Annotated in this window: 24 protein-coding genes; 12 read left to right on the forward strand and 12 right to left on the reverse strand. The window is 71.2% G+C overall.

Annotated features, from left to right (window positions below; genetic code table 11):
• Positions 1 to 31: 31 nt before the first annotated feature.
• Complete coding sequence (locus AKJ13_RS22890; protein ID WP_050735434.1) at positions 32 to 238, reverse strand: hypothetical protein; 207 nt, start codon at positions 236 to 238, stop codon at positions 32 to 34.
• A 296-nt stretch (positions 239 to 534) separates the two neighbouring features.
• Between AKJ13_RS22890 and AKJ13_RS22895 the strand changes: the two genes are divergently transcribed.
• Positions 535 to 1,110: a metallophosphoesterase gene (locus AKJ13_RS22895; protein ID WP_050735435.1), complete on the forward strand. Its 576-nt coding sequence runs from the start codon at positions 535 to 537 to the stop codon at positions 1,108 to 1,110.
• 34 nt (positions 1,111 to 1,144) lie between these two features.
• On the opposite strand, the gene AKJ13_RS22900 is transcribed toward AKJ13_RS22895, so the two are convergent.
• The 10 genes from AKJ13_RS22900 to AKJ13_RS22945 all read right to left on the reverse strand — a co-directional run bounded on the left by AKJ13_RS22900 (position 1,145) and on the right by AKJ13_RS22945 (position 6,278).
• Complete coding sequence (locus AKJ13_RS22900) at positions 1,145 to 1,411, reverse strand: hypothetical protein (protein WP_050735436.1); 267 nt, start codon at positions 1,409 to 1,411, stop codon at positions 1,145 to 1,147.
• Positions 1,408 to 1,836, reverse strand: a complete 429-nt coding sequence (locus tag AKJ13_RS22905) for a hypothetical protein (RefSeq protein WP_050735437.1) — start codon at positions 1,834 to 1,836, stop codon at positions 1,408 to 1,410. Before AKJ13_RS22905 ends, AKJ13_RS22900 begins: the two co-directional genes overlap by 4 nt.
• Positions 1,837 to 1,922: 86 nt before the next feature.
• Positions 1,923 to 2,417: a hypothetical protein gene (locus tag AKJ13_RS22910; protein WP_050735438.1), complete on the reverse strand. Its 495-nt coding sequence runs from the start codon at positions 2,415 to 2,417 to the stop codon at positions 1,923 to 1,925.
• Positions 2,410 to 2,928, reverse strand: a complete 519-nt coding sequence (locus tag AKJ13_RS22915; protein WP_050735439.1) for a hypothetical protein — start codon at positions 2,926 to 2,928, stop codon at positions 2,410 to 2,412. Before AKJ13_RS22915 ends, AKJ13_RS22910 begins: the two co-directional genes overlap by 8 nt.
• Positions 2,925 to 3,164, reverse strand: a complete 240-nt coding sequence (locus tag AKJ13_RS22920; protein WP_144426347.1) for a hypothetical protein — start codon at positions 3,162 to 3,164, stop codon at positions 2,925 to 2,927. Before AKJ13_RS22920 ends, AKJ13_RS22915 begins: the two co-directional genes overlap by 4 nt.
• Entirely contained in the window at positions 3,164 to 3,376 is a 213-nt protein-coding gene (locus AKJ13_RS22925) for a hypothetical protein (RefSeq protein ID WP_050735441.1), read from the reverse strand. Before AKJ13_RS22925 ends, AKJ13_RS22920 begins: the two co-directional genes overlap by 1 nt.
• Positions 3,373 to 3,783 (reverse strand): hypothetical protein, encoded by a 411-nt coding sequence (locus AKJ13_RS22930; protein ID WP_050735442.1) that lies wholly within the window; start codon positions 3,781 to 3,783, stop codon positions 3,373 to 3,375. The genes AKJ13_RS22925 and AKJ13_RS22930 overlap by 4 nt, the downstream gene beginning before the upstream one ends.
• 76 nt (positions 3,784 to 3,859) lie before the next feature.
• Positions 3,860 to 5,641 carry a ParB N-terminal domain-containing protein gene (locus tag AKJ13_RS22935; protein WP_050735443.1) on the reverse strand — a complete coding sequence of 594 codons (1,782 nt, stop codon included), beginning with the start codon at positions 5,639 to 5,641 and terminating at the stop codon, positions 3,860 to 3,862.
• Positions 5,642 to 5,706: 65 nt separating this feature from the next.
• Positions 5,707 to 6,093: a hypothetical protein gene (locus tag AKJ13_RS22940; RefSeq protein ID WP_050735444.1), complete on the reverse strand. Its 387-nt coding sequence runs from the start codon at positions 6,091 to 6,093 to the stop codon at positions 5,707 to 5,709.
• Positions 6,093 to 6,278, reverse strand: coding sequence for a hypothetical protein (locus tag AKJ13_RS22945; RefSeq protein WP_050735445.1), 186 nt, complete (start codon positions 6,276 to 6,278; stop codon positions 6,093 to 6,095). Before AKJ13_RS22945 ends, AKJ13_RS22940 begins: the two co-directional genes overlap by 1 nt.
• A 442-nt stretch (positions 6,279 to 6,720) precedes the next feature.
• Here AKJ13_RS22945 and AKJ13_RS22950 point away from each other — a divergent pair, with 442 nt between their 5' ends.
• Together AKJ13_RS22950 and AKJ13_RS22955 are read left to right on the forward strand one after the other, a co-directional pair.
• Positions 6,721 to 7,296, forward strand: coding sequence for a hypothetical protein (locus tag AKJ13_RS22950; RefSeq protein WP_050735446.1), 576 nt, complete (start codon positions 6,721 to 6,723; stop codon positions 7,294 to 7,296).
• Positions 7,297 to 7,382: 86 nt separating this feature from the next.
• Positions 7,383 to 7,985: a hypothetical protein gene (locus AKJ13_RS22955; protein ID WP_050735447.1), complete on the forward strand. Its 603-nt coding sequence runs from the start codon at positions 7,383 to 7,385 to the stop codon at positions 7,983 to 7,985.
• 152 nt (positions 7,986 to 8,137) lie between these two features.
• On the opposite strand, the gene AKJ13_RS22960 is transcribed toward AKJ13_RS22955, so the two are convergent.
• Positions 8,138 to 8,461, reverse strand: a complete 324-nt coding sequence (locus AKJ13_RS22960; RefSeq protein ID WP_050735448.1) for a hypothetical protein — start codon at positions 8,459 to 8,461, stop codon at positions 8,138 to 8,140.
• Between the two features lie 572 nt (positions 8,462 to 9,033).
• Here AKJ13_RS22960 and AKJ13_RS22965 point away from each other — a divergent pair.
• The 9 genes from AKJ13_RS22965 to AKJ13_RS23005 all read left to right on the forward strand — a co-directional run bounded on the left by AKJ13_RS22965 (position 9,034) and on the right by AKJ13_RS23005 (position 23,433).
• Positions 9,034 to 13,431: an ATP-binding protein gene (locus AKJ13_RS22965; protein ID WP_244471690.1), complete on the forward strand. Its 4,398-nt coding sequence runs from the start codon at positions 9,034 to 9,036 to the stop codon at positions 13,429 to 13,431.
• Positions 13,428 to 15,623, forward strand: coding sequence for a hypothetical protein (locus AKJ13_RS22970; RefSeq protein ID WP_050735449.1), 2,196 nt, complete (start codon positions 13,428 to 13,430; stop codon positions 15,621 to 15,623). The genes AKJ13_RS22965 and AKJ13_RS22970 overlap by 4 nt, the downstream gene beginning before the upstream one ends.
• Positions 15,620 to 15,958 carry a hypothetical protein gene (locus tag AKJ13_RS31535; RefSeq protein WP_050735450.1) on the forward strand — a complete coding sequence of 113 codons (339 nt, stop codon included), beginning with the start codon at positions 15,620 to 15,622 and terminating at the stop codon, positions 15,956 to 15,958. The genes AKJ13_RS22970 and AKJ13_RS31535 overlap by 4 nt, the downstream gene beginning before the upstream one ends.
• Positions 15,959 to 15,984: 26 nt before the next feature.
• Positions 15,985 to 16,776, forward strand: coding sequence for a hypothetical protein (locus AKJ13_RS22980; RefSeq protein ID WP_050735451.1), 792 nt, complete (start codon positions 15,985 to 15,987; stop codon positions 16,774 to 16,776).
• Between the two features lie 99 nt (positions 16,777 to 16,875).
• The gene (locus tag AKJ13_RS22985) at positions 16,876 to 17,721 is read left to right on the forward strand and encodes a DUF3800 domain-containing protein (RefSeq protein WP_050735452.1); all 846 of its coding nucleotides are present in this window, start codon (positions 16,876 to 16,878) and stop codon (positions 17,719 to 17,721) included.
• Between the two features lie 426 nt (positions 17,722 to 18,147).
• Positions 18,148 to 18,435, forward strand: a complete 288-nt coding sequence (locus tag AKJ13_RS22990; RefSeq protein ID WP_050735453.1) for a hypothetical protein — start codon at positions 18,148 to 18,150, stop codon at positions 18,433 to 18,435.
• A complete protein-coding gene (locus tag AKJ13_RS22995; RefSeq protein ID WP_050735454.1) occupies positions 18,432 to 19,070 on the forward strand; it encodes a TetR/AcrR family transcriptional regulator in 639 nt (212 codons plus the stop codon). Before AKJ13_RS22990 ends, AKJ13_RS22995 begins: the two co-directional genes overlap by 4 nt.
• Positions 19,067 to 20,296: an efflux RND transporter periplasmic adaptor subunit gene (locus AKJ13_RS23000; protein WP_050735455.1), complete on the forward strand. Its 1,230-nt coding sequence runs from the start codon at positions 19,067 to 19,069 to the stop codon at positions 20,294 to 20,296. Before AKJ13_RS22995 ends, AKJ13_RS23000 begins: the two co-directional genes overlap by 4 nt.
• 50 nt (positions 20,297 to 20,346) lie before the next feature.
• Positions 20,347 to 23,433: an efflux RND transporter permease subunit gene (locus AKJ13_RS23005; RefSeq protein ID WP_050735456.1), complete on the forward strand. Its 3,087-nt coding sequence runs from the start codon at positions 20,347 to 20,349 to the stop codon at positions 23,431 to 23,433.
• Positions 23,434 to 23,592 lie beyond the last annotated feature (159 nt).

The raw sequence follows: 23,592 nt of genomic DNA on the forward strand, positions 1-23,592 counted from the left end.
GTGCCCTTGCCGCCGCCGCGGCCGCGGCCCGTTAGGAAGCCGCCGACCAAGCGGAAGAAGGCCGTCCCCGCTTAGCCCGCCGGTCCCGGCCGAGCGCCCTAGCCAGGTCCGCCGGGCGCTCGGCCCGCACGAATCCCCTCCCTCCGCGCGAGGCCTCCGCCATGTCCTCGGCGAGCGCCCGGGCGATGGCGTCGCGCTCCTCCGCGGCCGCCTCGGCGATCCAGTAATAGTTGTCCATGTCGCTCCTCCGATGAGAACGAAATAGGAACAAACGGGCGGCGTTCAACCGGGCCGGAACGTCCACCAGGATGCGTCACCGGTAGACGTTCCGGCCCCGCCTTCACCCTTCCTTCACCATCGCCCAGGGTCACCCCGCCGACCCGGTTGACCCCGCTCCACGAGCTGCGATCCTGCTGATTCGACCCCGCCTGAGAGGCCCCCGTGAAACGAATACGCGCCCCCCGCCCGAGCCAGAGACCCATCCAAGGGGCGTGACGCCGCGCGCGCAGCCCCCCGCCACGGAGGCTGCCCATCATGAAGACCAAGACCCGCCAGACTTTCTCGTCGCACCGCACGTGGTTCACAGCCGACACGCATTTCGGCCACCGGGGCATCCTCGCCATGGAGGGCCGCCCCTGGGACGACATCGGCCGTCACGACGACGACCTCGTCTACGCCTGGAACAGCGTCGTCCGCCCCGGCGACGAGGTGTTCCACCTCGGCGACTTCGCCATGAACTCGCCGGCCGAGCGGTGCCAGGAGATCTTCGCCCGGGTCCGGGGTAACGCCCACCTCATCGTGGGCAACCACGACAAGCCCCGCCACCTAGACCTCGGCTGGGCGAGCCCGCCGGAGATGCTCCGGACGATCCACGTCGATGGCACCCGCCTGGTGCTCTGCCACTACGGCCTCCGGACGTGGAGTGGTTCCTGGCGCGGGGCGCTCCACCTCTACGGGCACTCCCACGGGAAGCTGCCGGGGACGAGCCGCAGCCTCGACGTCGGCGTCGACTGCTGGGACTTCAGGCCGGTCGGCCTCGCCGAGATCCGCGAGCGCCTCGCGGCGACGCCCACGCCGCCCGAGGAGCAACGCCCCGACGACGCGGAATGAGAAAAGGGCCCCGGTCATCCCGGGGCCCTTCCTGTTAGAAAGTCAGCGCGTCCGCCGCCGCGGCGGCCTCGTCGGCCTGGTGGTGGAGTTCCTGGGCGCGCTGCCAGAGAAGCCCCACGAGCGCGGGGCGGACCCAGGGCGGGATTTCCCTCTGCCCGAGGGACCAGCGGGACACGGTGCGCTGGTCGATCTCCTCGCGGGGGCCATCCGGATGGAGCGGCCCGAGCGCCCGGGCGAGCGGCCGCCGCCAGTCGTCGCCGGCGAGCGCCCGGCCGGCGCGTGCGAGGAGTTCGGGGCTCACAGGGACGGGCCGGCGGCCGGGGCCTCAGCCTCGACGGCCTTCCGGGTCCGGCTTTTCGGCGGGGTCCAGCCCGGGGGCATGACGCGGGGCCCGCGCTCCCCTGCGGCCACGGCGGCATCCCGGTGGCGGTCCCATTCCCGGGACTGTCCCATCCGGACGCCGCGCGCGTGGATGTCCGCCAGCATGTAGATCATCCGGGGGGTCATCGACGCGTCGAGTTTCTCGACCATGCGGTCTATGTCGACCCGGATGAGACGGAGGGAGCCCAGACGCTCCTCGACCCGGTAATCTGGTCCGACGTCGCGGTTGACCGCCGCGATGTCGAGGGCGGGGCGCCTGACCTGGACGAGGGCCTGACCGCGGGCCTCCAGAATGGCGGCGACTTGTTCGGCGATCCGGTCGGTGATGGGGGTGCTTGAGGACATGATGTGCCGGTTTCCCTTGCTCCGCGGGCGGCAGCGCCATCCCGCATGAGAGCAGTCTATCCCCGCACAAGCATGGCACCAGGTCCCTAGGCGGAAATCGCGCGCGATTCGGCCATGAGGCGCTTTCCCTCGGCGTAGAGCCGGTCGTGCAGGGCGGCGAGCTCGGCGTGCCGGGGATGCTCGAAGTCGCTCAGGTATGCCCTGAGCCGGGCGGCTGAGCCCGCGCACCGGGCACCCCTGCGACCGAGGGCTTCAAGCACCTCGTGCGGCTTGGCCGGCTGCAGCCCGATCTTGAGATCGGTCTCGTCGAGAGGGTTGCTCGCGAGAACCCCGTCGAGGTCTGCCACCAGCGAGGCAGCCCGGGCCTCCCGCCTCGCCGCGGCGAGGACAGCGGGATCTGCAACCTCCGCCAGGGTGGCCGCCTCGGTGGCGAGGACCTCGGCGAGGGGTGCGTCCCCGGCCGGCGCCGGGGCGACCGGCTGCGGGAGGGCGCCCTCGGTCTGGTTCACGACGGCGCAGGCGCCCCGGGCGACCGGGGGCAGCCTCGGGGGCAGGCGGAGGACGGGACGATGCTCAGCCATGGGACGCCTCCATTTCCCAGCCCCGGACGTGACCGCCCCGCGGCTGCCCCCGGCGGCTCGGTGAGGGGATGCCGAGGCGGCGCGCTTGATTGCGGACCATGTAGTCCTTGACCCGGTAGTGCGCGGCCAACTCCGCGAAGCTCTGGCAGGTGAGCATCTCCCGTCGCAGGGTATCGTCGTCGGGTAAGCCGGCGCGGACTTGCATCCGGCACTCGACGTCCAGGCGGTCCGCCTCTTCCTTGAGGAGTTCGGTCCGGACGCCGAGCCGGCGGGCCAATGCCTCCGCCCCGCGGCCTTTTCGGGCCTCCCGGAGCAGCGCCTTCAGAGCCGTGTCGGAGGGCAGCTTCTCGAAGCCGTACCTGAACTGCGTCCGCACGCCGAGCCGTTCGGCATGGGTCTGGACGCACGTGATGGACAGGTGAAGCTGTTCGGCGGCGTCGCGGAAGCTCGACGCTCCCTCGATCACGCGGCGGAGCGTGCCGTCGTCTGGAACCTTGCTTTGCCAGGTCATGCTTCCTCCTTGGGCGCGGGAGCGGGAACATCGTCGCAGGCGCCGGTGGCCGCCGCGGCGACGGCGAGGATTGCGTAGAGGGTGACGAACGCGCAGGCTGCGAGGCTCATCGTCCAGGTCGCGCGGAGGAGATCCCAGCCGCTGCCCGAGGCGACCGCGGCGATGACCACGATGGCCCCGGCGGTGGTGGCGGCCCGCATGGGGCCGCCTGCGATGGTGCTTAGGAGGGCGCGCATCAGGCCGAGGCCTCGACGCGAGCCGCCAACACCTCGGCGATCTCAGGCTTCGCGGGCGGGTCGTAGAAGAAGCCGCCGATCTTCACGTACTCCTTATGGCGAACGGTCCGCTCGGCCCCGTCGTCATCGCGACAGCGCACCTCGACGACACGGCCGGTGTGAACCTCACCACCGGAGAGGAGGCCTGACAGCATGGTCGCGACTTCGATCATGTCCGGACGACCGCGCCGGAGCAGGTCCTGTACATATCGAACGTGGTCGGCTCCTCCTCGCGGTCGAGCGCGTCGACGGCCGCCGTGACTGCCTCCTGCGTCAGGGGCACCGTCCGCGCGAGTTCCGCGATGGCGTCCCCGCCCTGGGGCGTCACGGTATCCTTGGTGATGAAGCCGGCGTGCACGGCGGCGAGCCAGGCCTTCCAGTCCCATTCGGTGACTGGGCTCCAGTTCCCCGTCCGGACCGCCTCGCTGATCGCGGCCAGGTCGCCCCGGGGCTTCCGCATGATCAGGAATCCCGCGTCCTCCAGGTCGGAGATGACGCTTCTGGCGGTGCCGATGGACGACCGCAGCGCGTCCGCGATGTCGGCTTCGTCGATCCTGGGTGTGCTCTTGTCCTGGCGCACGGGGCGCTCTCCTGTTCTGGGGGATGCTGGGATGGTGAGGGCGCCACTGACCGCCTGGCGCGCGACGGGGGGGCGCTCAGGCCGCGGCCTGGACCTCGGCGGGGGCGACGGACGCGCCCGGGCCCGCGTAGGCCGGGTGCCGGATCTCGGCCGGGAGCCAGCCGGTCGGGAGGACGGACACCACGGCGAGCCGGACGAGGTCGCCCTTGCTGTTGTTCCTGACCCGGCGGGCGGCGTCCTCGCCGAGGACCTCCCTCACGATGTCGAGGATCGCGGCCTTGGGGATGGCCTTGAAGAAGGCCTCGCCGTCGAACGCCTTCCCGAGCGCCTCGGTCATGGCGGCCGGGTCGATGGCCCCCATCAGCGCCATGGCCGCGGGCCGGTCCGCCGGGGCGCTGTGGTCGTAGTGGCGGAGCGATACGGCGCGCCCGGCCACGGCGGCCACCACGTCGAGGAGCTCGTCGACCGACTTCGTCAACAGGCCGGCGAGGACTTGGTCGTACCGGCCTTCCTGGTGGAGTTGGGCCTGCGCGCCGCCGAGGCCGCCCAGCGTGATGTGGACCGGCCCGGCCCCGCGGCTCTCGCTGAGCGTCCCCGCCAGGAGGATGGCGAGCGCCGCCCGCGGCGAGGACGGGAGCGCCGCCTGCACCGCCACCGTCGCCTGTTCGGCGAGGCGGTCGATCAGCGCGGCCGACAGGCCTTTATCCTCCGGCTCGGGCTCGACCGCCGGCGCGTCGGATGCCACCTTCGCCGGGGTGTCCTCGGGCCGGACGACGTAATCCTCTACGGAGATCTTGCCGTCTCGCCCGAGCGTCACGACGAGCCCGGACCGGGCGCGGTCCTCCAGGTCCAGCGGCATCCGGGCGGCGGCCTTGATGGCGGCGGCCTCGTCGTTTGCGGCGTGGAACTGCTCGTCCGTGACGCCGTCGCCCTCCTCGCTGTCGAGGAAGGCGACGAGTTCGTCGTGCCGTGCCTGCTCCGCGTCCGTCAGCGGCCTGGAGCGGGGTGCCAGGCGCGGCCAAGTATACAGCCACGCCGGCGGCAGGTCGCTGGCCTTCGCGACCCATTCCCAGCCATCCCGGCGCCGGCGCTCGCACTCGGCTTCGAGGCGTTCGTCCGCCAGCCGCCTGAGGAGCGCCGGGTCGGAGACCGCGTCCCGGGAGCCGAACAGATCCTCGACGACGTGGCCCCCGGCGCTCTTGTAGGCCTTCGCGCCGACGTAGGCGAGCAAGTGGGCGACGTCGTCGACCAAGCCGAGGTACTCCCGGATGCGCCAGGTGTTCCCGTCGGCCAGCACCTTCGCGAGCGCCCTGTCCTGGTCGACGTGCGAGGCCAGCGTGAATGACTTGACGTCATCGGTGCGGACCTTGCCGATGCGCCAGGCGTCGAGCACCGCCGGCGAGACGCCGCCGAGCGCGAGCAGCCTCCGGACCGTCGCGACGGGCTGCGCGAACTTGGCGGCGATGGCCTTTTCGGTGAGGCCGTTCCGCCGGAGCTCGGCGAAGGCTTGCATCTGGTCGGCCTCGTGCATCGGGGCCTGCAAAACGTTCGCGGCGAGGCCCGCCTCCCTGGCCGTCCCGGCGTCCCGCACGATCACGGGCACCTCGGCGTCCGCCGGGAGCTTCCCCTCGGAGAGCAGGGATTCGAGCGCGGCCAGGCGCCTGTTCCCGTCGACGACGTAGTGGAAGCCCGCGTCCCCGGGGACGACGACGAGGGGCTGGAGCACCCCGAGGCTGAGGATCGAGGCCGCGAGCGCTTCGAGGCCCACATCGCGACCGGTGACGCGGACGTTGACGACGCCGGCCGGGGCGTCCTCGTGGTGGCCGTGACGGAGGGTGGACAACTGGATCTGGCGCATTGAGCGCACTCCTTCTGGTTGGTGATGCTCGGGACGCCACTGCCGCCTGGCGCGCGACGGGGATCTCAGGACCGGGCCGGCATGCGCGGCCGCGGCGGGGGGACCGTGATGCGCGGCCGGCCGAGCGCCGGCAGAGGCGGGCCGGATCGCGACGGGGCCGGGGGCGCGTCACGGTCGAGGTACTCGACGATGGCGGCGTGGGCCTCGGCAACGGTTGTGGCGGTGGGCGGCCGGTCGGCCTCCGCGAGGGCATCGGCCAGGGTGTGGATCGCCTCCCTGCTCGCCATGAGGAGCGACCGCTCGACCTTCCCGACTGCGTCCTGCAGCGCCTTGCTCTTGGGGCCCGCCGCGAAACCGGCGTGCCCCTTCACCGCCGCGAGGGCGTCGGCGAGGCGGGCCCGGGTCTCGCGCGCGTCGAGCGTGACGAGGCCGTCGCCGAATGCCGTGCGCATCAGGCTTGCCCCCCGTGGACGGCGGCGCGAGACACGCGGCGCATGGCCTCGAACCGCTCGACGTCGCGGGCGACCTGGCGCGAGGGCGCGCCCTGCACGCGGTTCACCTTGGCGAGCATGCGCGCGGCGGCTTTCCGCTCGGCGCGATAGGACGCCGCCGGGCGGGGCGGCTTAATGGTCTGCATCGGTGGGCTCCTCGACGGGTCGGTAAGTCGGCTCGTCACGACGCAGCCCAAGGACCTCCAGGATCTTGGGACCGGGCTCGGCATCGCCGGCGAGGACGGCCGAGACGTACGAGGGCGAGACGGAATGCATCCGCGCCCACGCCCGCTGACCGCCTACAGCGGCACAGGCGTGCACGAGGCGCTCCCGCACCGTGATGCTCGATAGTGGCCGCGTTCCCCGTCGCCGTTGCACTAGACCGCCCCGCGTAGTCGTGACGAGGGCAATATGCTCGCGTCGGAAGCTATTCGCAAGTAGTAGAGCAGTAATACGCGATTTCTGCATATGCCGGTCCTATACATACGCGGATTTCGTGTCTTTGTGGGAGCGGATCTAGAGCGGGTGGCGCCCTTAATACGTGTCAATCTACTTGGATTGCCCGGGGCGGAGGTCTACAGTTGTTTGATGATCACCGTCCGCATCGCCGCCGCCCGCTGGCTCTGGACCGCCGAGGTCGGTGACCGCGCCACCGGCCACGTCTGCAACGGCGCCCCGATCCGGGCAGCCCGCTACGAGGGGCGCGGCCTCGACCTCGTCGCGGTCCACGAGCTCGACATCGAGGCCGGCACGCTCCTCGTCACGACGCCGGCCGGCACATCATCCCGGGGCACCGGGCCCTGGGGCGGCTCGCATCAGGTCCACCGCCTAGCCGCCGACGGTTCCCTCGCGCACGTGCCGATGGATGCCGCCGCCGATGAACTCGATCCCGCCGGTTCGGAGGCGCGCCTGCATCGCCGCCTCGCCCTGGCTGTGGGGCTGCCCCTGGAGACGGTGCGGATGCGCATGCGCGAGGGCCACGGCTACGAGGCCGGCACGTGCACGGGGTGGGGTGGCTACTGGGCGGTCATCGAGAAGGCGACCCGGGTGCAGGTCTGGGCCCGGGCGCCGAGCTACCTCGAAATGGTCGAGGTCAGCCTGCCCATCGCCCGCAGCGACACACCCGAGGCCAAGGCCGCCGCGGCCCGCATCTGGGGCGCCTGAAAAAGCGCACGTGCGCCCTGGTGGGATGCGTGCGTGCGTAGAGAATTGCTGTCGGGACCAAGCACGTACATGGAAGGGATCACGACATGCGCACACTAAAGAAGGTCGCCGTCCTCGCGATGATGATGATGGCCGCGATGGCGAAGACGGTCTGGGAAGGCGGGAAGTGGGTGACGCGGTCGCTCTTCCCCAACCTCGCGCCGCCCCCGGCGGATGACGTCGAGGAGGCCCTGGACCGGGTCGCGGCGACGCCCCCCGCGGACGGTGGCGCACCCCTGCCGCTGGCCTCGGTCGATGCCGGGCAGCGGGTTTTCGACTACGCCCTGTCGAAGCTGTCCGACGGCCGGCATCCGCGTCCGGCCATGTCCGACGTGCCGGAGGACATCGTGAGGTGGGTCGCCCGGCTCTCCGCCGCCGATCTCCACCGCCTGACGCAGCACGGCCCGAAGCGCGTCGGGGAGCACGTCCTCGGCGTGAAGGCCATCGCGGACCTGCCGCTGTGCCGCCAGGCCAGGGTCGAGCCCGGCTTCGCGAAGATCGGCGACGTGATTCAGTACGTCGGCCGGATCGCGAAGGCCGACGTCGGACCTACCCCAGCACGCGAGGAGACGCCCCGGGAGACCGCCCTCGCGATCCTGCAGGACCTCATCGACGACCAGCCCGAACCGGCCGGCCTCAAGGTCGCCTGATCGTCACAGCCAACGCCGAACGAGAAGGGCCGCCCCGAATGCCGGGGCGGCCCTTTCTTTTTGGGGAAATCTTAATCTCGGGGGTTGTGCCTTGCCCCGTGCACACTTCGTCAGCACACGTGCGCACACCGTCATGCGCACAGATGCCGACCTCATGCCGCGCGGCGCGAACCCCTCAGCGTGCGGAGAGCACCCCGGACCTCATCCAGGTGAGCCTCGGCGCCGAGGGCCCGCAGGCGCCACTCGTCGGTCTCTCCGCGCAGCCGCGCGACTTCGGCCTGCAGGGCGGCGATGCGGTTCGCGTCGCTCTTCACGTGGGCGGCGACCTTCCCGACGGCGCTCAGGGACCGCTCGCGCTGCTCGTAGGCGGCCTCGCGCTGGGCGATGACGCGGTCCTGATGCATGTCGAAAGCAAGCCCGGCGAGGCGCTGCAGGCCGACGTCGAACGTCTGGGTGATGGCGTGTGCGCTCGTCATGGCGGCCTCCGGTCTCGTCGAGACATGAGATCGCTATCCGACGAATCGAGGCAAGCGCCGATTCGCGCCGAGGTAAACGCTTTTCTGGCCGGGAATATGTAACTGTCGTCTTCGGGCACCCCCTACAGGGCGGCGTTCGTGCGGTGAGGGAGCGCCCCGTTACTTCCTCGTCCTGTAACGCGGACGGGGCGATCCTGTAACGGCTTGTGAGGGAAGCACGTGCGTCCTCGAGCAGGAGAACCCTGGCCGGTGAGATCGGCCGTTACGCAGTCCTGCGCGACCCAGTGCCAGGCGTGGGAAAGGCCACAGGATGGCGTGTGGCAACCTTGATGTCCCGGCCAACCCGGAAAGGCCCGTGCGCATCGACGCGATGGCCCGATCCTCGAACCGCCATTCGCCCGCGTGGCCTGGAACCACCGGCCGTTCCCCTCCTACCACCCGCGGCATCGCTCGCTTTAGAGTTGCACGTGTGCCCCGCTCTCATGGAAAGCTCTCGTCGGCCTCCCCCTACGTCTTGACGGCTCGCTCTGGCTACCATGGGTTGCCAAGACGCAGCCCCAGCCGGATTCGCCGTGTACGCCCTCAGCAAACGCGCCCTGTCTCAATACATCCGCCGCGAATGCCGCCGGCGCCTGCGCCTGGACCTCTATTCGGGCACCGCGAGCCGCGACGTGGCGGGCGCCCCCGACCCGGATGCGAAGCGCCCGGGGCTGGCGCTGCTGGTGGCGCAGGGGCGCGTCTTCGAGCGCGAGAAGTTCGAGGAACTGGAACTGGCCTTTCCCGGCCGGGTGGTGCACGGCGCCAGGGCGGCCCACGTCCCGGGGGAGGAGCGCGCCTTTGACGAGATCGAGCTCTCCGCCTGCATCGACGCGGCCGGCCCGGACACCTTCCTGATCGAGGCCCAATACGAGGTGACCGCACCGTTCATCGCGGCGCACGGCCTCGGGGACCTCGTCGCGGGCGGCCTCGGCGAAGGAACCCTGAGGTTCTCCCGGGTGAGGCCGGACATCATCCACGTCGTCGGCGGCGGGGGCCCACGCGAGGCCATCACCAAGGAAGGCGCCGTGGTCGCCGTCGATGCCGGGGACCCCCGCCTCGGTCTCCGCATCGTCGACGTGAAGCTCAGCGGCGAGCCCTCGCCCTCCCACTTCGCGGAGCTCGCCTACTACGGCATGACGCTCGCGGCGTGGCTGGAGGCGAGCGGGCGCTCGGACCGTTTCCTCGTGCTGAAGGACGCGGCGATCTGGCCGGGCAAGCACGAGGCTTCGGAGTTGCGCCGGGCCGAGGCCGAGGACCGGCGGCAGGGCATCGCGGCCCCGGATCTCGGGACCTACCTCAAGGCCCTGGAGAGCGACCTTGAAACCTTGCCGGCCGAGGTTGTCCTGGGCCGGGCGCGGCAGTTCCTCGCCGTCGACCTCAGGGTTGCCCTGGCGGAGGAGCGCTGGTCCGACCTGCCGCTCCACGTCGACTCGTCTTGCAGCGGCTGCGACTACCTCGGATATGACTGGGGCAAGGGCGCGGAGGACGCCGGCGCGACCCGGCTCCCGGCCCTGGCGAGCCGCAAGGATGACCGAAGCCTCTACTGCTGGGCGACCGCGCGCCGCGAGGATCACCTGAGCCTCGTGACCGGCCTGCCGAAAGGCGCTTGCGGCAAGCTTCGGGACGCGGACGTCGCGGACATCCGGCGCCTCGCCGAGTTGCGCCCCACGAACCGCGTCTTCGAGCGGCACCAACGCCTCCAGGCCGGACGTTCGCTCTTCAAGGCCCGCTCCGACGTCCTGGTCGCCGGCGCCGCCGCTTCCATCCCGGACCGGGCCGGCACGTCCGCCGTCCTGCCCCGGCGGTGCGACGTCGCGGTTGCCCTGTCGGTGGACTACGACGTGGGCAGCGGCTTGACCTTTGCCATCGGCTACAAGTTGGTCCTGGCGATGCCGACGGAGCGGCGGACCCCAACGACGGGCGACTGGTACCCGACGCGCCGCGAGTACGGGCAACACCGCGTGATGCTCGTCGAGAGCAAGTCGGTCGACGAGGAGCGCAACGTCTTCATGGACGTGATGGCCCGCCTCGTCACGGAGATGCAGGACGCCGGCCGGCGCGTCAGGGAAGCCTACGCCGGGCTCGGCAAGGCGGACTACGTTCCGACGACCCAGGTCTACCTGTGGGACCGGCTAAACTTCGACCACCTCCGCCGCGTCATGGGCCGCCACCTGCTGGCGCTGCTCGCGGCCCCTGCCGGCGCCGACCGCGCCGCCCCGGCCCCCATGGCCTGGTTCTTCCCGCCGGAGAGCGTGATCGAGGACCCGGACTTCACGAGCCGCAACTCGCCGGTGACGATTGTCGCCGAGGCCGTCCGCGCGCTCGTGGCCGCGAACGTGCCCCATCACTACTCGCTGCTCAACATCGCGAACGAGTTCCATCCGAGCTGGACCAAGCCGACGAAGGACGGCGGCCCGCACTTCAGGGTGAGCCGGCTGTTCGTCGACCCGCTCTCCGACCAGATCCCGTCCGAGCGCGGGCACGAGGTCTGGAACCGGCGCTCGCCGTTCCCGACCGCCGACTGGCAGGAGTACCGCGACAGCCTCAAGAGGGTCGTGCGCACCCGGCTCGACGCGGTCCTGTCGGTCGTCGACCGACTCGTGGAGGACCTGAGGGCCGACCTCGCCGCGGACGCCCCGGCGCTCGACGCGGTACTCGGCGGGACGAAACTCCAGGGTGCGATGTCCCGGGACAGCGAGATCCTCTACCAGCACGCCCGCCTCATGGCGGCGGCCGCGGCGCTGGAGAACGACCTCCACATGGCGATGCCCCCGCACCAGCGCGAGGCGAGCTTCGAGAGCGTTCGCCTGACCGGGCTGCTGGAGGGGGCCGACAGGGCGGCCGCGCTGGAGGCGCTGGGCCGGGCCGACCTCGCGACGGCGGCGGACATCCTGGTGTTCACCGTGTCCGAGCGATCCCGGCAGGCCAAGATCAAGGCGGGCACCTTCGACTGGTCGCTGATGCCGGAGGACGCGCTCAAGCTCCAGTACACCAAGATCCCCACGCTGAAGCGCCGGAACCCGGCCCTGGAGCGGCTCCTCGGGCCGCCGGAGGGGTGGGAGTCCCGCGTGACCGTGCGGCAGTCCTGTCAGGTGGACGTCGTCGCGGTCGACCGGGTCGGCGGCACCGTGGCCGTGCGCGCGCGCAGCCCCTTCATCGGCGCCATGAGGCAGACCGGGCTCTTCGACCTGGATGTCGACGGCAAGACCCGGTTCGCGATCCTCGACCCGCTGGTGGTCGACTACTTCGTCAAGAAGCGGCTCAGGCCGGCGCTCCGGGGCATCGCGACGCCGCCCCTATCCCTGGACCGGCCGCTCTTCCGCGACCGGGTCCTCACCCGACTGCGGATGGGACGGCGCGGCCCGAACCGGACCCGGCCCGTGCCCGCCGAGCGCTTCGTCTGGGACGCCGATGCCCTCTCGCGCGAACCCTCCGGCGACGATGCCACGCCCGCCCTGGCCGCCATCGCCGCGACCGGACGGTCCCTGACGCCGAAGCAGGCCGACGCCGTGCGGCAATCCATCGAGCGGCGCCTTTCCCTGCTCTGGGGGCCGCCCGGAACGGGCAAGTCGACGACGGCGGTGGCCCTGCTCTACGGGTTGCTCTGGGAGGCGCGGCGGAGCGGGCGGGCCATCCGGGTCGCCATCACGGGCCCGACCTGGGTCGCCATCGACACCGTCGCCAAGAAGGTGCCCGGGCTCCTGGCCGAACTGGGCATGGAAGCGGACGTGGGCATCGCCCGCCTCGCGACCACGCCCCCCGCGCCCGACGGCATCGCGCCGGAGCTCGTCGACCATCTCGTCCTGACGGATTACGGCGTCGACCACGTGGGGCTGATCGAGCGGCTGTCGGACGCGTCGCGGTCGACGGTGGTCGCCGCCACCGCGACGCAGTTGGCCAAGCTGACGGACGAGGACCACCCGCTGCGCCCGTTCTTCGACTTCATGCTCGTGGACGAGGCCTCGCAGATGAGCGTGGCGCACGGCATGGTGGCGTACACGACCCTGGCGGACGGCGCCTCGCTGACGGTCGTTGGCGACAACCTGCAGATGCCGCCGATCCAGCCCGTCGCGCCGCCGGAGGGGGCGAAGCACCTCGTGGGCTCGCTCTACGACTTCTATCACCGGTACCGCGAGGGCGAGGCCGGCGCGAGCGGGGTCGTACCGGTCCAACTCGACGTCAGCTTCCGGTCCAACAAGGAAATCGTGGAGTTCGTCCGGCTGGCCGGGTACCGCGACCGCCTGGAGGCAGCCTTCCCGGACCTTCGCATGCGGCTCGTCCCCGGCGCTCACAACCGCCTCGGTGGCGAGGGGAGCGCCACCGTCGACGCCTTCCTCGACAGGGTGCTCGACCCCGGGCTGCCCCTGGTCGCGGTGATCCACCAGGACGAGTTCTCAAGCCAGCGCAACGACCCGGAGGCCCAGATGGTGGCCACGATGGTCTGGGCGCTGCGCGGCAGTCTGCTCCCCGAGAAAGGCGACACTCCCCTCTCGCCGGAGGACTTCTACCGCCACGGCATCGGCGTGGTGACGCCCCATCGTGCGCAGCAGGCGGCGGTCGTAGAGCGCCTGATGCAGGTTGCGGAGACCAAGGCCGAGCGGGAGGCGCTGCTCTCCGCCGTGGACACGGTGGAGCGGTTCCAGGGGCAGGAGAAGACCGTCATGGTCGCGAGCTTCGGCCTCGGCGACGTGGACCAGATCGCGGCCGAGGAGGAATTTCTCTACAGCCTCAACCGCTTCAACGTCGTCGCCTCGCGGGCCAAGGCGAAGCTGGTCGTGATCCTGTCGCGCAAGCTCGTGGATTACCTGCCGCGCACGCCCGAAACGCTGCGGGAATCGCGCCTTCTCAAGCACTATGCGGATGGCCACTTGCCAAGCTTGGGCAGAGTATCCTGGCCGGAGCTGGGCGAGTGCGACCTGAGGGGACGATGAGGAGGGAAGGGCTGCCGGCGCGCTCGCTGCTGGACGCGGGCGACCTGCCGGTTGAGGAGATCGCGGTGCTCGCCCGCCGCGAGGGGGTGCGCCCGCGCGACGCGTACCAGTCGCACAAGTGGTTCGCCCGCCGGCTCGCCGCGACCGCGCGCTCGCTCCTCGTTGCGGCGACCGCGCCGGCTGGCAGCCGTTTCTGGGAAGCCTATTACCGGGATGCGGACTGCACCGGCCTGCGTGTGCTCGACCCGTTCATGGGCGGCGGCGTCATGCTGCTGGAGGCATCCCGCCTCGGGGCCCACGTGCACGGGACCGACGTGGAGCCAGTTGCCGCCACCATCTCGGACTTCCAGGGACGCCTCGCGGACCTCCCGGACCTGCGACCCGCGCTCGACAGGCTGTTCGACGGCGTCGCGAAGGACGTGGCGCCCCACTATCGCGCCGTGGACGCGGAAGGGAACGAGGGCCGCCTCCTGCACGCGTTCTGGGTCCAGGTCGTCGATTGCGCGGCCTGCGGCACCCGGTACGACGCGCACCCGTCCTTCCGGCTTGCCTGGGACGACGCCTCGGGCCGGCAATGGGTGGCGTGCCGGACCTGCGGGGACGTCCACGACGTGGCCGCCGGCCGGAAGTCGGTGCGCTGCGGGTGCGGTACGCATACCGATCCGAGGAAGGGGGCCGTGACTTACGGCAAGGCCTGCTGCCCGGCCTGCGGCCAGTCGGAGCGGCTCATCGATGTCGCGCCCCGGACGGGCGCCCCGCCGAATTTCAGGCTGTTCGCGGTCGAGACCATTCCGGACGGGCCGGAGCGTGCCTACCCGTTGCGTGAGCGTCGCATCCGGGGCGCCACCGCGGCCGACCTGGCGGCGTTCGAGAGCGCGCGGACGCGCCTGGAGCGGGAGGTCGAGGCGGACCCCGGCTTCCTCGTCGCGGGCGACATCCCGACCGCGGGCCGCTTCGACGACCGCCTGCTGCGCTACGGCTACACGTCCTACCGTCAGCTTCATAACCCGCGCCAGGCGCTGCACCTGGGACTGCTGGCGAGGGCCCTGGACGCCATCGGCGGCGCCGAAGGGGAAGCGTTGCGCATCGCGTTCTCGGACCACGTCGCGACGAACAACGTCCTGTGCGCCTACGCCGGCGGCTGGCGGCGCCTGTCGCCGCTCTTCTCGATCCGGGCCTACCGCCACATCGCCCGGCCCGTGGAGATCAACCCCTGGCTGGAACGAAACGGGCGCGGCACCTACCCGAACGCGGTGCGCTCCATCATCCGCGCCGCGCGCAGCCTCAAGGCCTCGCTCGAACCGGACCGCGCGGGCCCTTCCGTGCCGGTCCCGACGCGCGGGAGGGGCGCCTGGGACATCCGCTGCGGGGACGCACGTGACCTGTCCCACGTCCCGGCGGGCTCGGTCGACCTCGTGCTGACCGATCCGCCATACTTCGACTACATCGCCTACTCGGAACTCGGGCACTTCTTCGTGCCCTGGATGGCACGCCTGGGCCTTCTCGGCCCCGGCCATCTCGCGGCCTTCCCGGCCGGGCAACTGGCGTCGTCCCTCGGGCACGAGGAGGCCGAGCGCATCTTCGCCGATGCCCTGGCCGAGCGGCTTCGCGAGGTGGCGCGCGTATGCCGTCCCGGGGCGCGCCTCGTCTTCACCTACCAGAACCTGGACGGCAGGGGGTGGCACGCTCTGGCGCGGGCGCTGGGCGCGGCCGGGATGCGCCCCCTCCAGGCCTGGCCGATGTTCGGGGACGGCGGCGCCGGCCCCCATAAGCATGGCAACTCCATCTCCTGGGATTGCGTGGTCCACTGCGAAGTCCACCGCGAGCCGCGCTCGCCGGACTACGGCCAGCGCTCGGCGGCTTGCGGCGATGCCTTCGCGCAAGGGTGGCGGACACGCCTGGAGGGCTCGGGCTTTCGCTTGACGGCCGGCGACGTGGCGAACATCGCCCATGCCGGGGCGCTCGTCGCCGCCTTGGCCGTCACGACCGAGGCCACGAGCGAGGCGGGTGGGCCAGCGCCATCCCCCGGCCAGCCGCGCGGCGACCCGGATACGCTTCCGCCGGGCAGTGCGTGGACGATGGCCCAAGTGGCCGCCTCCGTCCCGGCGGACGAGGCCGGATCTCCCCTCGCTTCCGGAAAGCTGGGCAAGCCGAGCCGCCCGGCGCGGCTATCCGCGGCTTCGACCCGTTGACCGCGAGCAACCTGGTGAAGTGGAGGCGGGCCGCCGAGACCGGGTTCGCCTTCGATCCGAGCAAGGGTGTCGATCCGCAGGACATCGCTGCGGTCAAGGCCGACATCGCCAAGGCCCGGGCGGACCTCCTGACCCGTATCGGGCAGGCGGCCGGGATACTGCCGAAGGCCGCCGGCGACGCCAAGGCTTTCCGCACGCGCCTCGACCGGCAATACGCCGCCTGGACGGCCTACCGGCAGGCGGGAATCGGCCTGAAGGATTTGGGCCTCGCCCGAGCCGCTCACCCTGGCCCTGGCGACGGGGCCACGGCCGCTTACATGGGATCCCCCTCCTGACGAGTGCACCCGGGCATCGAGACGTGATGAGGCTGGACGACGAGGCGACGTGGCCGGAGCGGCTCCTGCGCCTCCTCAACGATAACCTGCCGACCTTGCGCGCCTACGAGCGCGAGCGGGCGGAGCATGACCGTCGCTGCAGGCACGACGTCATGGCCCGGCTCGACGCCACGCCGCATCCCCACGCGGCCGCGCGAGACGCGGTCCTGGCGGAATGCCATGAGACAGTCCTTGACCGCAGCATCGTCGGCTTCCACTGCACGCGCCTGACGGACGAGGAAAAGGCTGAGGTCGAGCGGGACGGGTTGAGGCCCCTGAGCCCGGAACTGTTCGAGGGGCGGATCGCCTCGGTGCTGAGGCAAGGATTGATCGACCGCGCCGTCGCCGATGCCCTCCTGGAGAGGAACGACTGCCGCCAGGAGAACCGGGCCGGAATGGTTTGGTTTGCGTTCCGCTCCAGGGAACTCGCCGACGAGAGCGGCGTCGGCCGATTTTTCAGGTACTGGGGCGGTGAGGCGCTGTACGGCCGGCACGAGGCCGATCCGGCGACGGCCCCGGCGCTGCGGTCGCTGGGGGTGCCCTGCATAGTCGAGGCCGCCGTCCCCGCGAGCGGGATCGAGACCTTCGCCATGGTGGGCGAGCGCGTCATGCGGATCTTCCTCAAGGCCCGGGGCGTCGGGACCGGATCGGGCGACGACATGGAAGGGTATGTCCGTGAACCCGTGCCGGGTGCATTCGTCCTGCGGGTCGTTCCACGGGGGCACCCCGACTTCGCGCGCCTCACCCGCATCGCCTCGTGGCGGCAGCCGTTGGATTAGGCGACCGCCCTCCTGCCCTAGCCTCCCTCAGGAACCTTCGGACGCCGATGCCGTGCACTGCCCGGCCCGCGACGGCGTCCCACGCAACCCGGGACCGACATGGTCGACGTGCTGAATTTCTACTTGGACGATTCGGGCACGCGGCGCCCCGACCACAAGCCCGGGAAGCGGGCCGCCCACGGCCGTGACTGGTTCGCTCTCGGCGGCGTGTTGGTTCGGCAGGAGGACGAGGCGGAAGCACGGCGGCTGCACCGCGAGTTCTGCCAGCGATGGGACGTGACCGTGCCGCTGCATTCCTCCGAGATCCGGGCGCGCACCGGCGGTTTCCTCTGGCTGAACGAGCGCAGCCGCGAGGATCAGGCCGCGTTCTACGAAGACCTGTACGTAATGATGCGGGAGGCGCCGGTGCTGGGCATCGCCTGCGTGATCGACCGGCCCGGCTACAACCATCGCTACCAGGAGCGCTACGGCCGGCAGTCCTGGGCCCTGTGCAAGACGGCCTTCACGGTCAGCCTGGAACGGGCGGCGAAGCACGCCCGGGGCATGGGGTACCGGCTACGGGTGCTGCCGGAACGCTGCAACAAGCCCGAGGACCAAGCGCTCGCGGGATACTATGCTGACCTGAAGGCGACCGGAATGCCGTTCGCGACCGACACCTCGGGCAAGTACCGCCCGCTCACCGCGCCGGAGTTCGGGGAGACCCTCTACGAGCTCAGGCCCAAGCGGAAGAGCTCGCCGATGATCCAGTTGGCGGACCTGTACCTGTGGCCGATGTGCATGGGCGGGTACAACGAGGGCGTTCGCCCCTACCAGCGGCTGAAGCAGGACGGGAAGCTCATCGAGTGCGTTCTCGACGCTGACGAACTCGCGCACCGGGGCACGAAGTACAGCTGCTTCGATTTGGTGGAGAGGCTGCCCTGGAAGGACGAAAGCCCGGGTGCGTGACCCGGGCTTTCGTCGGCCACGCGAGGTGACCTCGTAGGCTATGCCTGCACCGGTAATGCCTCGCGGCGCGGTTAGTTTCAAGGCGCCGTACGCGTTTTTCGGTGAGCGATGTGTCACGGTTTGTTCGCTCCGGCGCCACCGCCGCATCCGGGACGAGCATGGCGCCGCCGCATCATCACCCTGACACAGGCGCGCCGTGCCGATCCCGTTCGGGCCGAGAGCTCGCATCACGAGGGAGCAGCCCATCGAGGAACTCTCCGGCGTTCGGTTCGCGGCCCTGCCGGGCGTGGCGGCCTCGGGAGGGCTGCCCGACCGCCCGGCAATGCGATCCTTCCGACAGGCCCCCCGGATAGCCAGTGAATGAGCGTTCATTGACATGAGAATGAACGTTCACTAACAGTGTGTCGGCAGACGTCGGGAATTCACATGGCTTACGAACTTTCCGCATCGACGCACCGGACGGGCCCTGCCGCCGAGGCCGTGGCCTCCCTGCGCTCCGTCCTGGTAGCGGCATCGCGCCCGGCCAACCTGCTCGCCCTCCTCGTGGTGCTCCTTGGCTGGACCGCGCTGATCTCCTGGACGGGCAACGGGCCCGGAGGCTGGCAAGCTCGCACCTGCGCCGGCCGTGACCAGTCGCCGCGCGCCTGTGCCGAGGTACTGCCGCCCAAGGACCAGAGCCGGGTCGCCCCGTACGACGCGGGTTTCAAGTCGTGAGCGCCGCGGCCGGCACCGTCGTCGAGGTCCGAGACGCGCAGGCCGCGCGGCGCGAACAGATCCTCGATGCGGCCGAGGCCTGCTTCGTCCGGAACGGCTTCCACCGTACCACCATGGCCGACCTCGCCCGCGAGGCCGCCATGAGCCAGGGCAACTTCTACCGCTACTTCGCCTCGAAGGAGGACATCGTCCTGGCGATGGCCGGGCGTGACCGCGCCCGGGGCGCCGCCCTCGTGGCCGAGATGGAGCGGGCCGGCGACCGCCGCGCGTCCCTGAACGGCATCCTCGAACGGTTCTTCACCGGCATCACCCGCGAGGCCGCGGTGCTGCGCCTCGACCTGTGGGCGGAGACCACGCGCAACCCCGCCATCGCCGGGCTGGTCGACCGCAGCGAGACCGAGGCCCGCGATTGGCTGTGCGGGATGTTTGCGGCGCTCGCCACTTCTCCCGATTGCGACCCCGCTGCCATGTTCGAGGCGGTCAACCCGCTGATGAAGGGCATCGTCGTCGGTCGCGCCATCCTGCCAGGCTACGACCCGACTCCCGCCGTCGCCCACCTCCAGGCCCTCATCGAGGCCGGCCTGCATGGTTCGCTCCCGCGAGCGGCCACGGCCACCCAGGAGACCAGCCGATGATCCGCGCCGCCTTCCTCACCGGACCTGCGCTCCTGGCGCTCGGCCTGTCGGCCGCCTCCGCCCGCGACGAGGCCCCCGTCTTGGCCAAGCCGCTCCTGGCGCCCGCCGTCAGCGTGGTTGAGGCGACGCGGCGCGAGACCGTCGAGACCGTGACGGTGACAGGCACCCTGGTGCCGCGCGACGAGGTGCTGGTAACGCCCGAGGTCGACGGTTACCGGGTGACCGAGGTGCTGGTCGAGGAGGGCGCGCGCGTCGCCAAGGGCCAGGTGCTGGCGCGCCTCGCCCGCGACTTGGTCGACCGCCAGATCGCCCAGCAGGACGCGGTGGTGGCCAAGGCCGAGGCCGCCGTGCCCCAGTCCCAGAGCAACATCGAGCAGGCCGAGGCCGCTGAGACCGAGGCTCGGCTCAGCCTGGAGCGGGCGCGCTCGCTCATCGCCACGGGCAACACCACGGCGGTGGTGATGGAGACCCGGACCTCCGCCCTCCGTCAGGCCGAGGGCCGGCTGGCTTTCGCCCGCAACGGGCTGGCCATGGCCAAGGCCGACCTCGCCCAGGCCCGCGCCGTGCGCGACGAGCTGTCCCTGCGGCTGGCCCGCACCGAGATCCGCGCCCCGGAGGACGGCATCGTCAGCCGCCGCACCGCCCGCGTCGGCCTCGCCGCCTCGGCCGCGTCCGAACCGCTGTTCCGCCTGATCGCCCGCGGGGAGATCGAGCTGGAGGGCGAGGTCGTCGAGACCAAGCTGCCCCTGCTGCGCGAGGGCGCCCCCGCCTGGATCGACCTCGGCGAGGGCGGCCGCGTCGCGGGCCGCGTGCGCGCCGTCTACCCGGAGGTCGACAAGGCCACCCGCCTCGGGAAGGTCCGCGTTCGCCTAGACGCCGACCCGCGCCTACGCATCGGGACCTTCGCCCGCGGCGAGGTCGAGCTCGCCCGCAGCCGCGGCGTCAGCGTCCCGCAGGCCTCTGTGCTCTACGGCGGCGGGCGCCGCAGCGTGCTCGTCGTCGCCGGCGACCGGGTCGAGGACCGCACCATCCGCACCGGCATCGCCGACGAGGACACCATCGAGGTCCGCGCCGGCCTGAACGAGGGCGAGCGGGTCGTGGCCCGGGCCGGCTCCTTCCTGCGCGACGGCGACCGCGTCAGGCCGGTGCTCGAAGCCCCGGCCCCCACGCCTGCGATGGCCGCGGTGCCGGCGCCCCGGGACACCGCCGAAGCCGGCGTGCCGTAAGCCGCCGCGCTCGTCACCCGATCACCATCACCGAAAGCCAGGGCCGCCCGATGCGCCTGAACGTCTCCGCCTGGGCGATCCGCAACCCCATCGCGCCCCTCGTCCTGTTCCTGGTGCTGGTCGTGCTCGGCCTCGTCAGCTTCCGCGGGCTCGCGGTGACGAAGATGCCCAACGTCGACGTGCCCATCGTCTCGGTGGCCATCACCCAGTCGGGTGCGGCACCGTCCGAGTTGCAGACCCAGGTCACCAAGTGGGTCGAGGACTCGATTGCCGGCGTGCGGGGCGTCAAGCACATCACCTCGGCCATAACCGAGGGCTCCTCGGTGACCACGGTCGAGTTCCGGCTGGAGGTGAACACCGACCGCGCCGTCAACGACGTGAAGGATGCGGTCTCGAAGATACGCATCAACCTGCCCCGGACCATCGACGAGCCGGTGATCAGTCGCGTCGAAGTCGCCAGCCTGCCGATCCTCGTCTACGGCGTGAAGGCGCCCGCGATGACGCCCGCCGACCTCTCCTGGCTGGTCGAGGACAAGATCGCCCGCACGCTCCAGGGGGTGAAGGGCGTGGGCGGTGTCGAGCGGGTCGGCGGCGTCGCCCGCGAGGTCCGGGTCGTGCTCCAGCCCGACCGGCTGCTGGCGCTGGGCATCACCGCCGCGGACGTGAACCGGCAACTGCGCCTCACCTCCGCCGACATGGCGGGCGGGCGCGGCGAGGTCGGCGGGCGCGAGCAGTCGATCCGCACGCTGGCCGCCTCCCGCACCCTGCGCGACCTCAAGGCGACCTCCATCGTGCTGCCCGGCGGCCGAAAGGTCCGCCTCGACGACCTCGCCAGGGTCGAGGATGGCATCGAGGAGCCGCGCACCTTCGCCCGCTTCAACGGCGAGCCGGTGGTCGCCTTCGCGGTCTCGCGCGGCTCGGGGGCGAGCGACGCCGAGGTCGCTGCCGGGGTGAAGAGGAAGATCGCCGAATTCCAGGGGAGCTATCCCGACCTGCAGTTCGAGCTGATCGACTCGTCCGTCTCCTCGACCATCGGTTCGTACGATTCCGCCATGCACACACTGATCGAGGGGGCGCTCCTCGCGGTCATCGTGGTGCTGCTGTTCCTGCGCGACTGGCGCGCCACGCTCATCGCCGCGGTGGCGCTGCCGCTCTCGGTCTTCCCGACCTTCTGGGCGATGGACGCCCTGGGCTTCACGCTGAACGGCATCAGCCTGCTCGCCATCACCCTGGTGACCGGCATTCTCGTCGATGATGCCATCGTCGAGATCGAGAACGTCGTCCGGCACATGCGGCTGGGCAAGTCGCCGTACCAGGCGGCCATCGAGGGCGCCGACGAGATCGGGCTTGCGGTCATCGCCATCACGGCGACCCTGATCGCGGTGTTCGCCCCGGTCTCGTTCATGCCGGGCATCGCCGGGCGCTACTTCATCCAGTTCGGCCTGACCATCGCGGTCTCGGTGTTCATGTCGCTGCTCGTGGCGCGCCTGATCACCCCCATGCTCGCCGCCTACCTCCTGCGCGACCACGGCCACCACGACGAGCGCGAGGGACCGATCATGCGGACCTACACCCGCCTCGTCGGGTGGTCGGTGCGCCACCGGGTCGTCACGCTGTTCGCCGGCCTCGCGCTGTTCGCCGCCTCCATCGTGTCGACGGGCCTGCTGCCCTCGGGCTTCATCCCGAAGCAGGACAACGCCCGCACCCTGTTCATGGTCGAGCTGGCGCCGGGGGCGAAGCTCGCCGACACGGTGGCGGTGTCCGACCGCGTGGTCTCCCGCATCCGCGCGCTGCCGGAGGTGACCTCTGTCTTCGTCGACGGCGGCCGGCAGGTCGGCGGCAAGAAGGAGACCCGGCTCGCGACCCTGACCGTCAACCTGACGCCGAAGAATGCGCGAGCTAAGCGGCAGTGGACGGTGGAGTCCGAGATCGCGGCGCTGCTGGCCGAGGAGCCCGACATCCGCTCCTGGACCCTGCGCGACAGCGGCCAGCGCGACCTCGCCCTGGTGGTGAGCGGTCCCGACGCCGACGTCGTCACGGAGGTCGCCGCGCGGCTGCAGCGCGACATGGCCGCCATCCCCCACCTCGTGGCGGTGATGTCGACGGCGCCGCTGAACCGGACGGAGGTCCGCATCCGGCCGAAGGAGGGCGTGGCGGCCGATCTCGGCGTCTCGACCGACGCCATTGCGGAGACCGTCCGGGTCGGGACCATCGGCGACATCGGCCTGAACCTCGCGAAGTTCAACGCCGCGGACCGCCAGGTACCGATCCGGGTGCAACTGCCCGAGAACGCCCGCGGCGCCGTCTCACGGCTGGAGAACCTGAAGGTGCCGGCCAAGAACGGGGCCGCCGTGCCGCTGGCGGTCGTGGCCGACATCGAGCTCGACCAGGGTCCCGGCGCCATCGACCGCTACGACCGGGCGGTGCGCGTGGCCGTCGAGGCCAACATGCAGGGCTCGGAAGCTCTCGGCTCCCTGATCGCCGAGGCCCTGCGGACGCCGACGGCGAAGAACCTGCCGCCGGGGGTGACCATCAAGCAGACCGGCGACGCCGAGATCATGGGCGAGGTGTTCTCGGGCTTCCTGATGGCGATGGGCGCCGGCATCATGATGGTCTACGCGGTGCTCGTGCTGCTGTTCGGCTCGTTCCTGCAGCCGCTGACCATCCTGTTCTCGCTGCCGCTCTCCATCGGCGGCGCCATCCTCGGCCTGCTGGTTTGCCAGATGCCGATCTCGATGCCGGTCGTCATCGGCATCCTGATGCTGATGGGGCTGGTGACGAAGAACGCGATCATGCTGGTCGACTTCGCGGTCGAGGAGATGGGACGCGGCGTCGACCGGGTCACGGCCATCGTCGATGCCGGCCGCAAGCGGGCGCGGCCCATCGTGATGACGACCCTCGCGATGGCCGCCGGCATGGTCCCGTCCGCGATGGCGTTTGGGGTCGGCGGCGAGTTCCGCGCGCCGATGGCGGTGGCGGTCATCGCCGGCCTCATCGTTTCGACCCTGCTGTCCCTCGTCTTCGTCCCGGCCGTGTTCCTGCTGATGGACAGCCTGGGCAGCATCCTAGGCCGGCTGCTCGGCCGTTTCGTCGGTCCGCGGGACGATGCGACCGGACACGCAGTGACCGCGCCGTGAGCGCCACCTCACAACGACGAGCCCGAGGAATCCGATGACCGCTCCCATCTACCGCTTGGCTACGGTCGCCCTGGCGACCGCCGTCGCGACCCTCGCTTGCGGCGGGCCGAACGCGGCCCGTGTGGCCGAGCCGTTCGGCACGTGGCTCACGGAGGACGG

Source organism: Methylobacterium sp. ARG-1 (assembly GCF_001262595.1).
Taxonomy (GTDB): Bacteria; Pseudomonadota; Alphaproteobacteria; order Rhizobiales; family Beijerinckiaceae; genus Methylobacterium; species Methylobacterium brachiatum.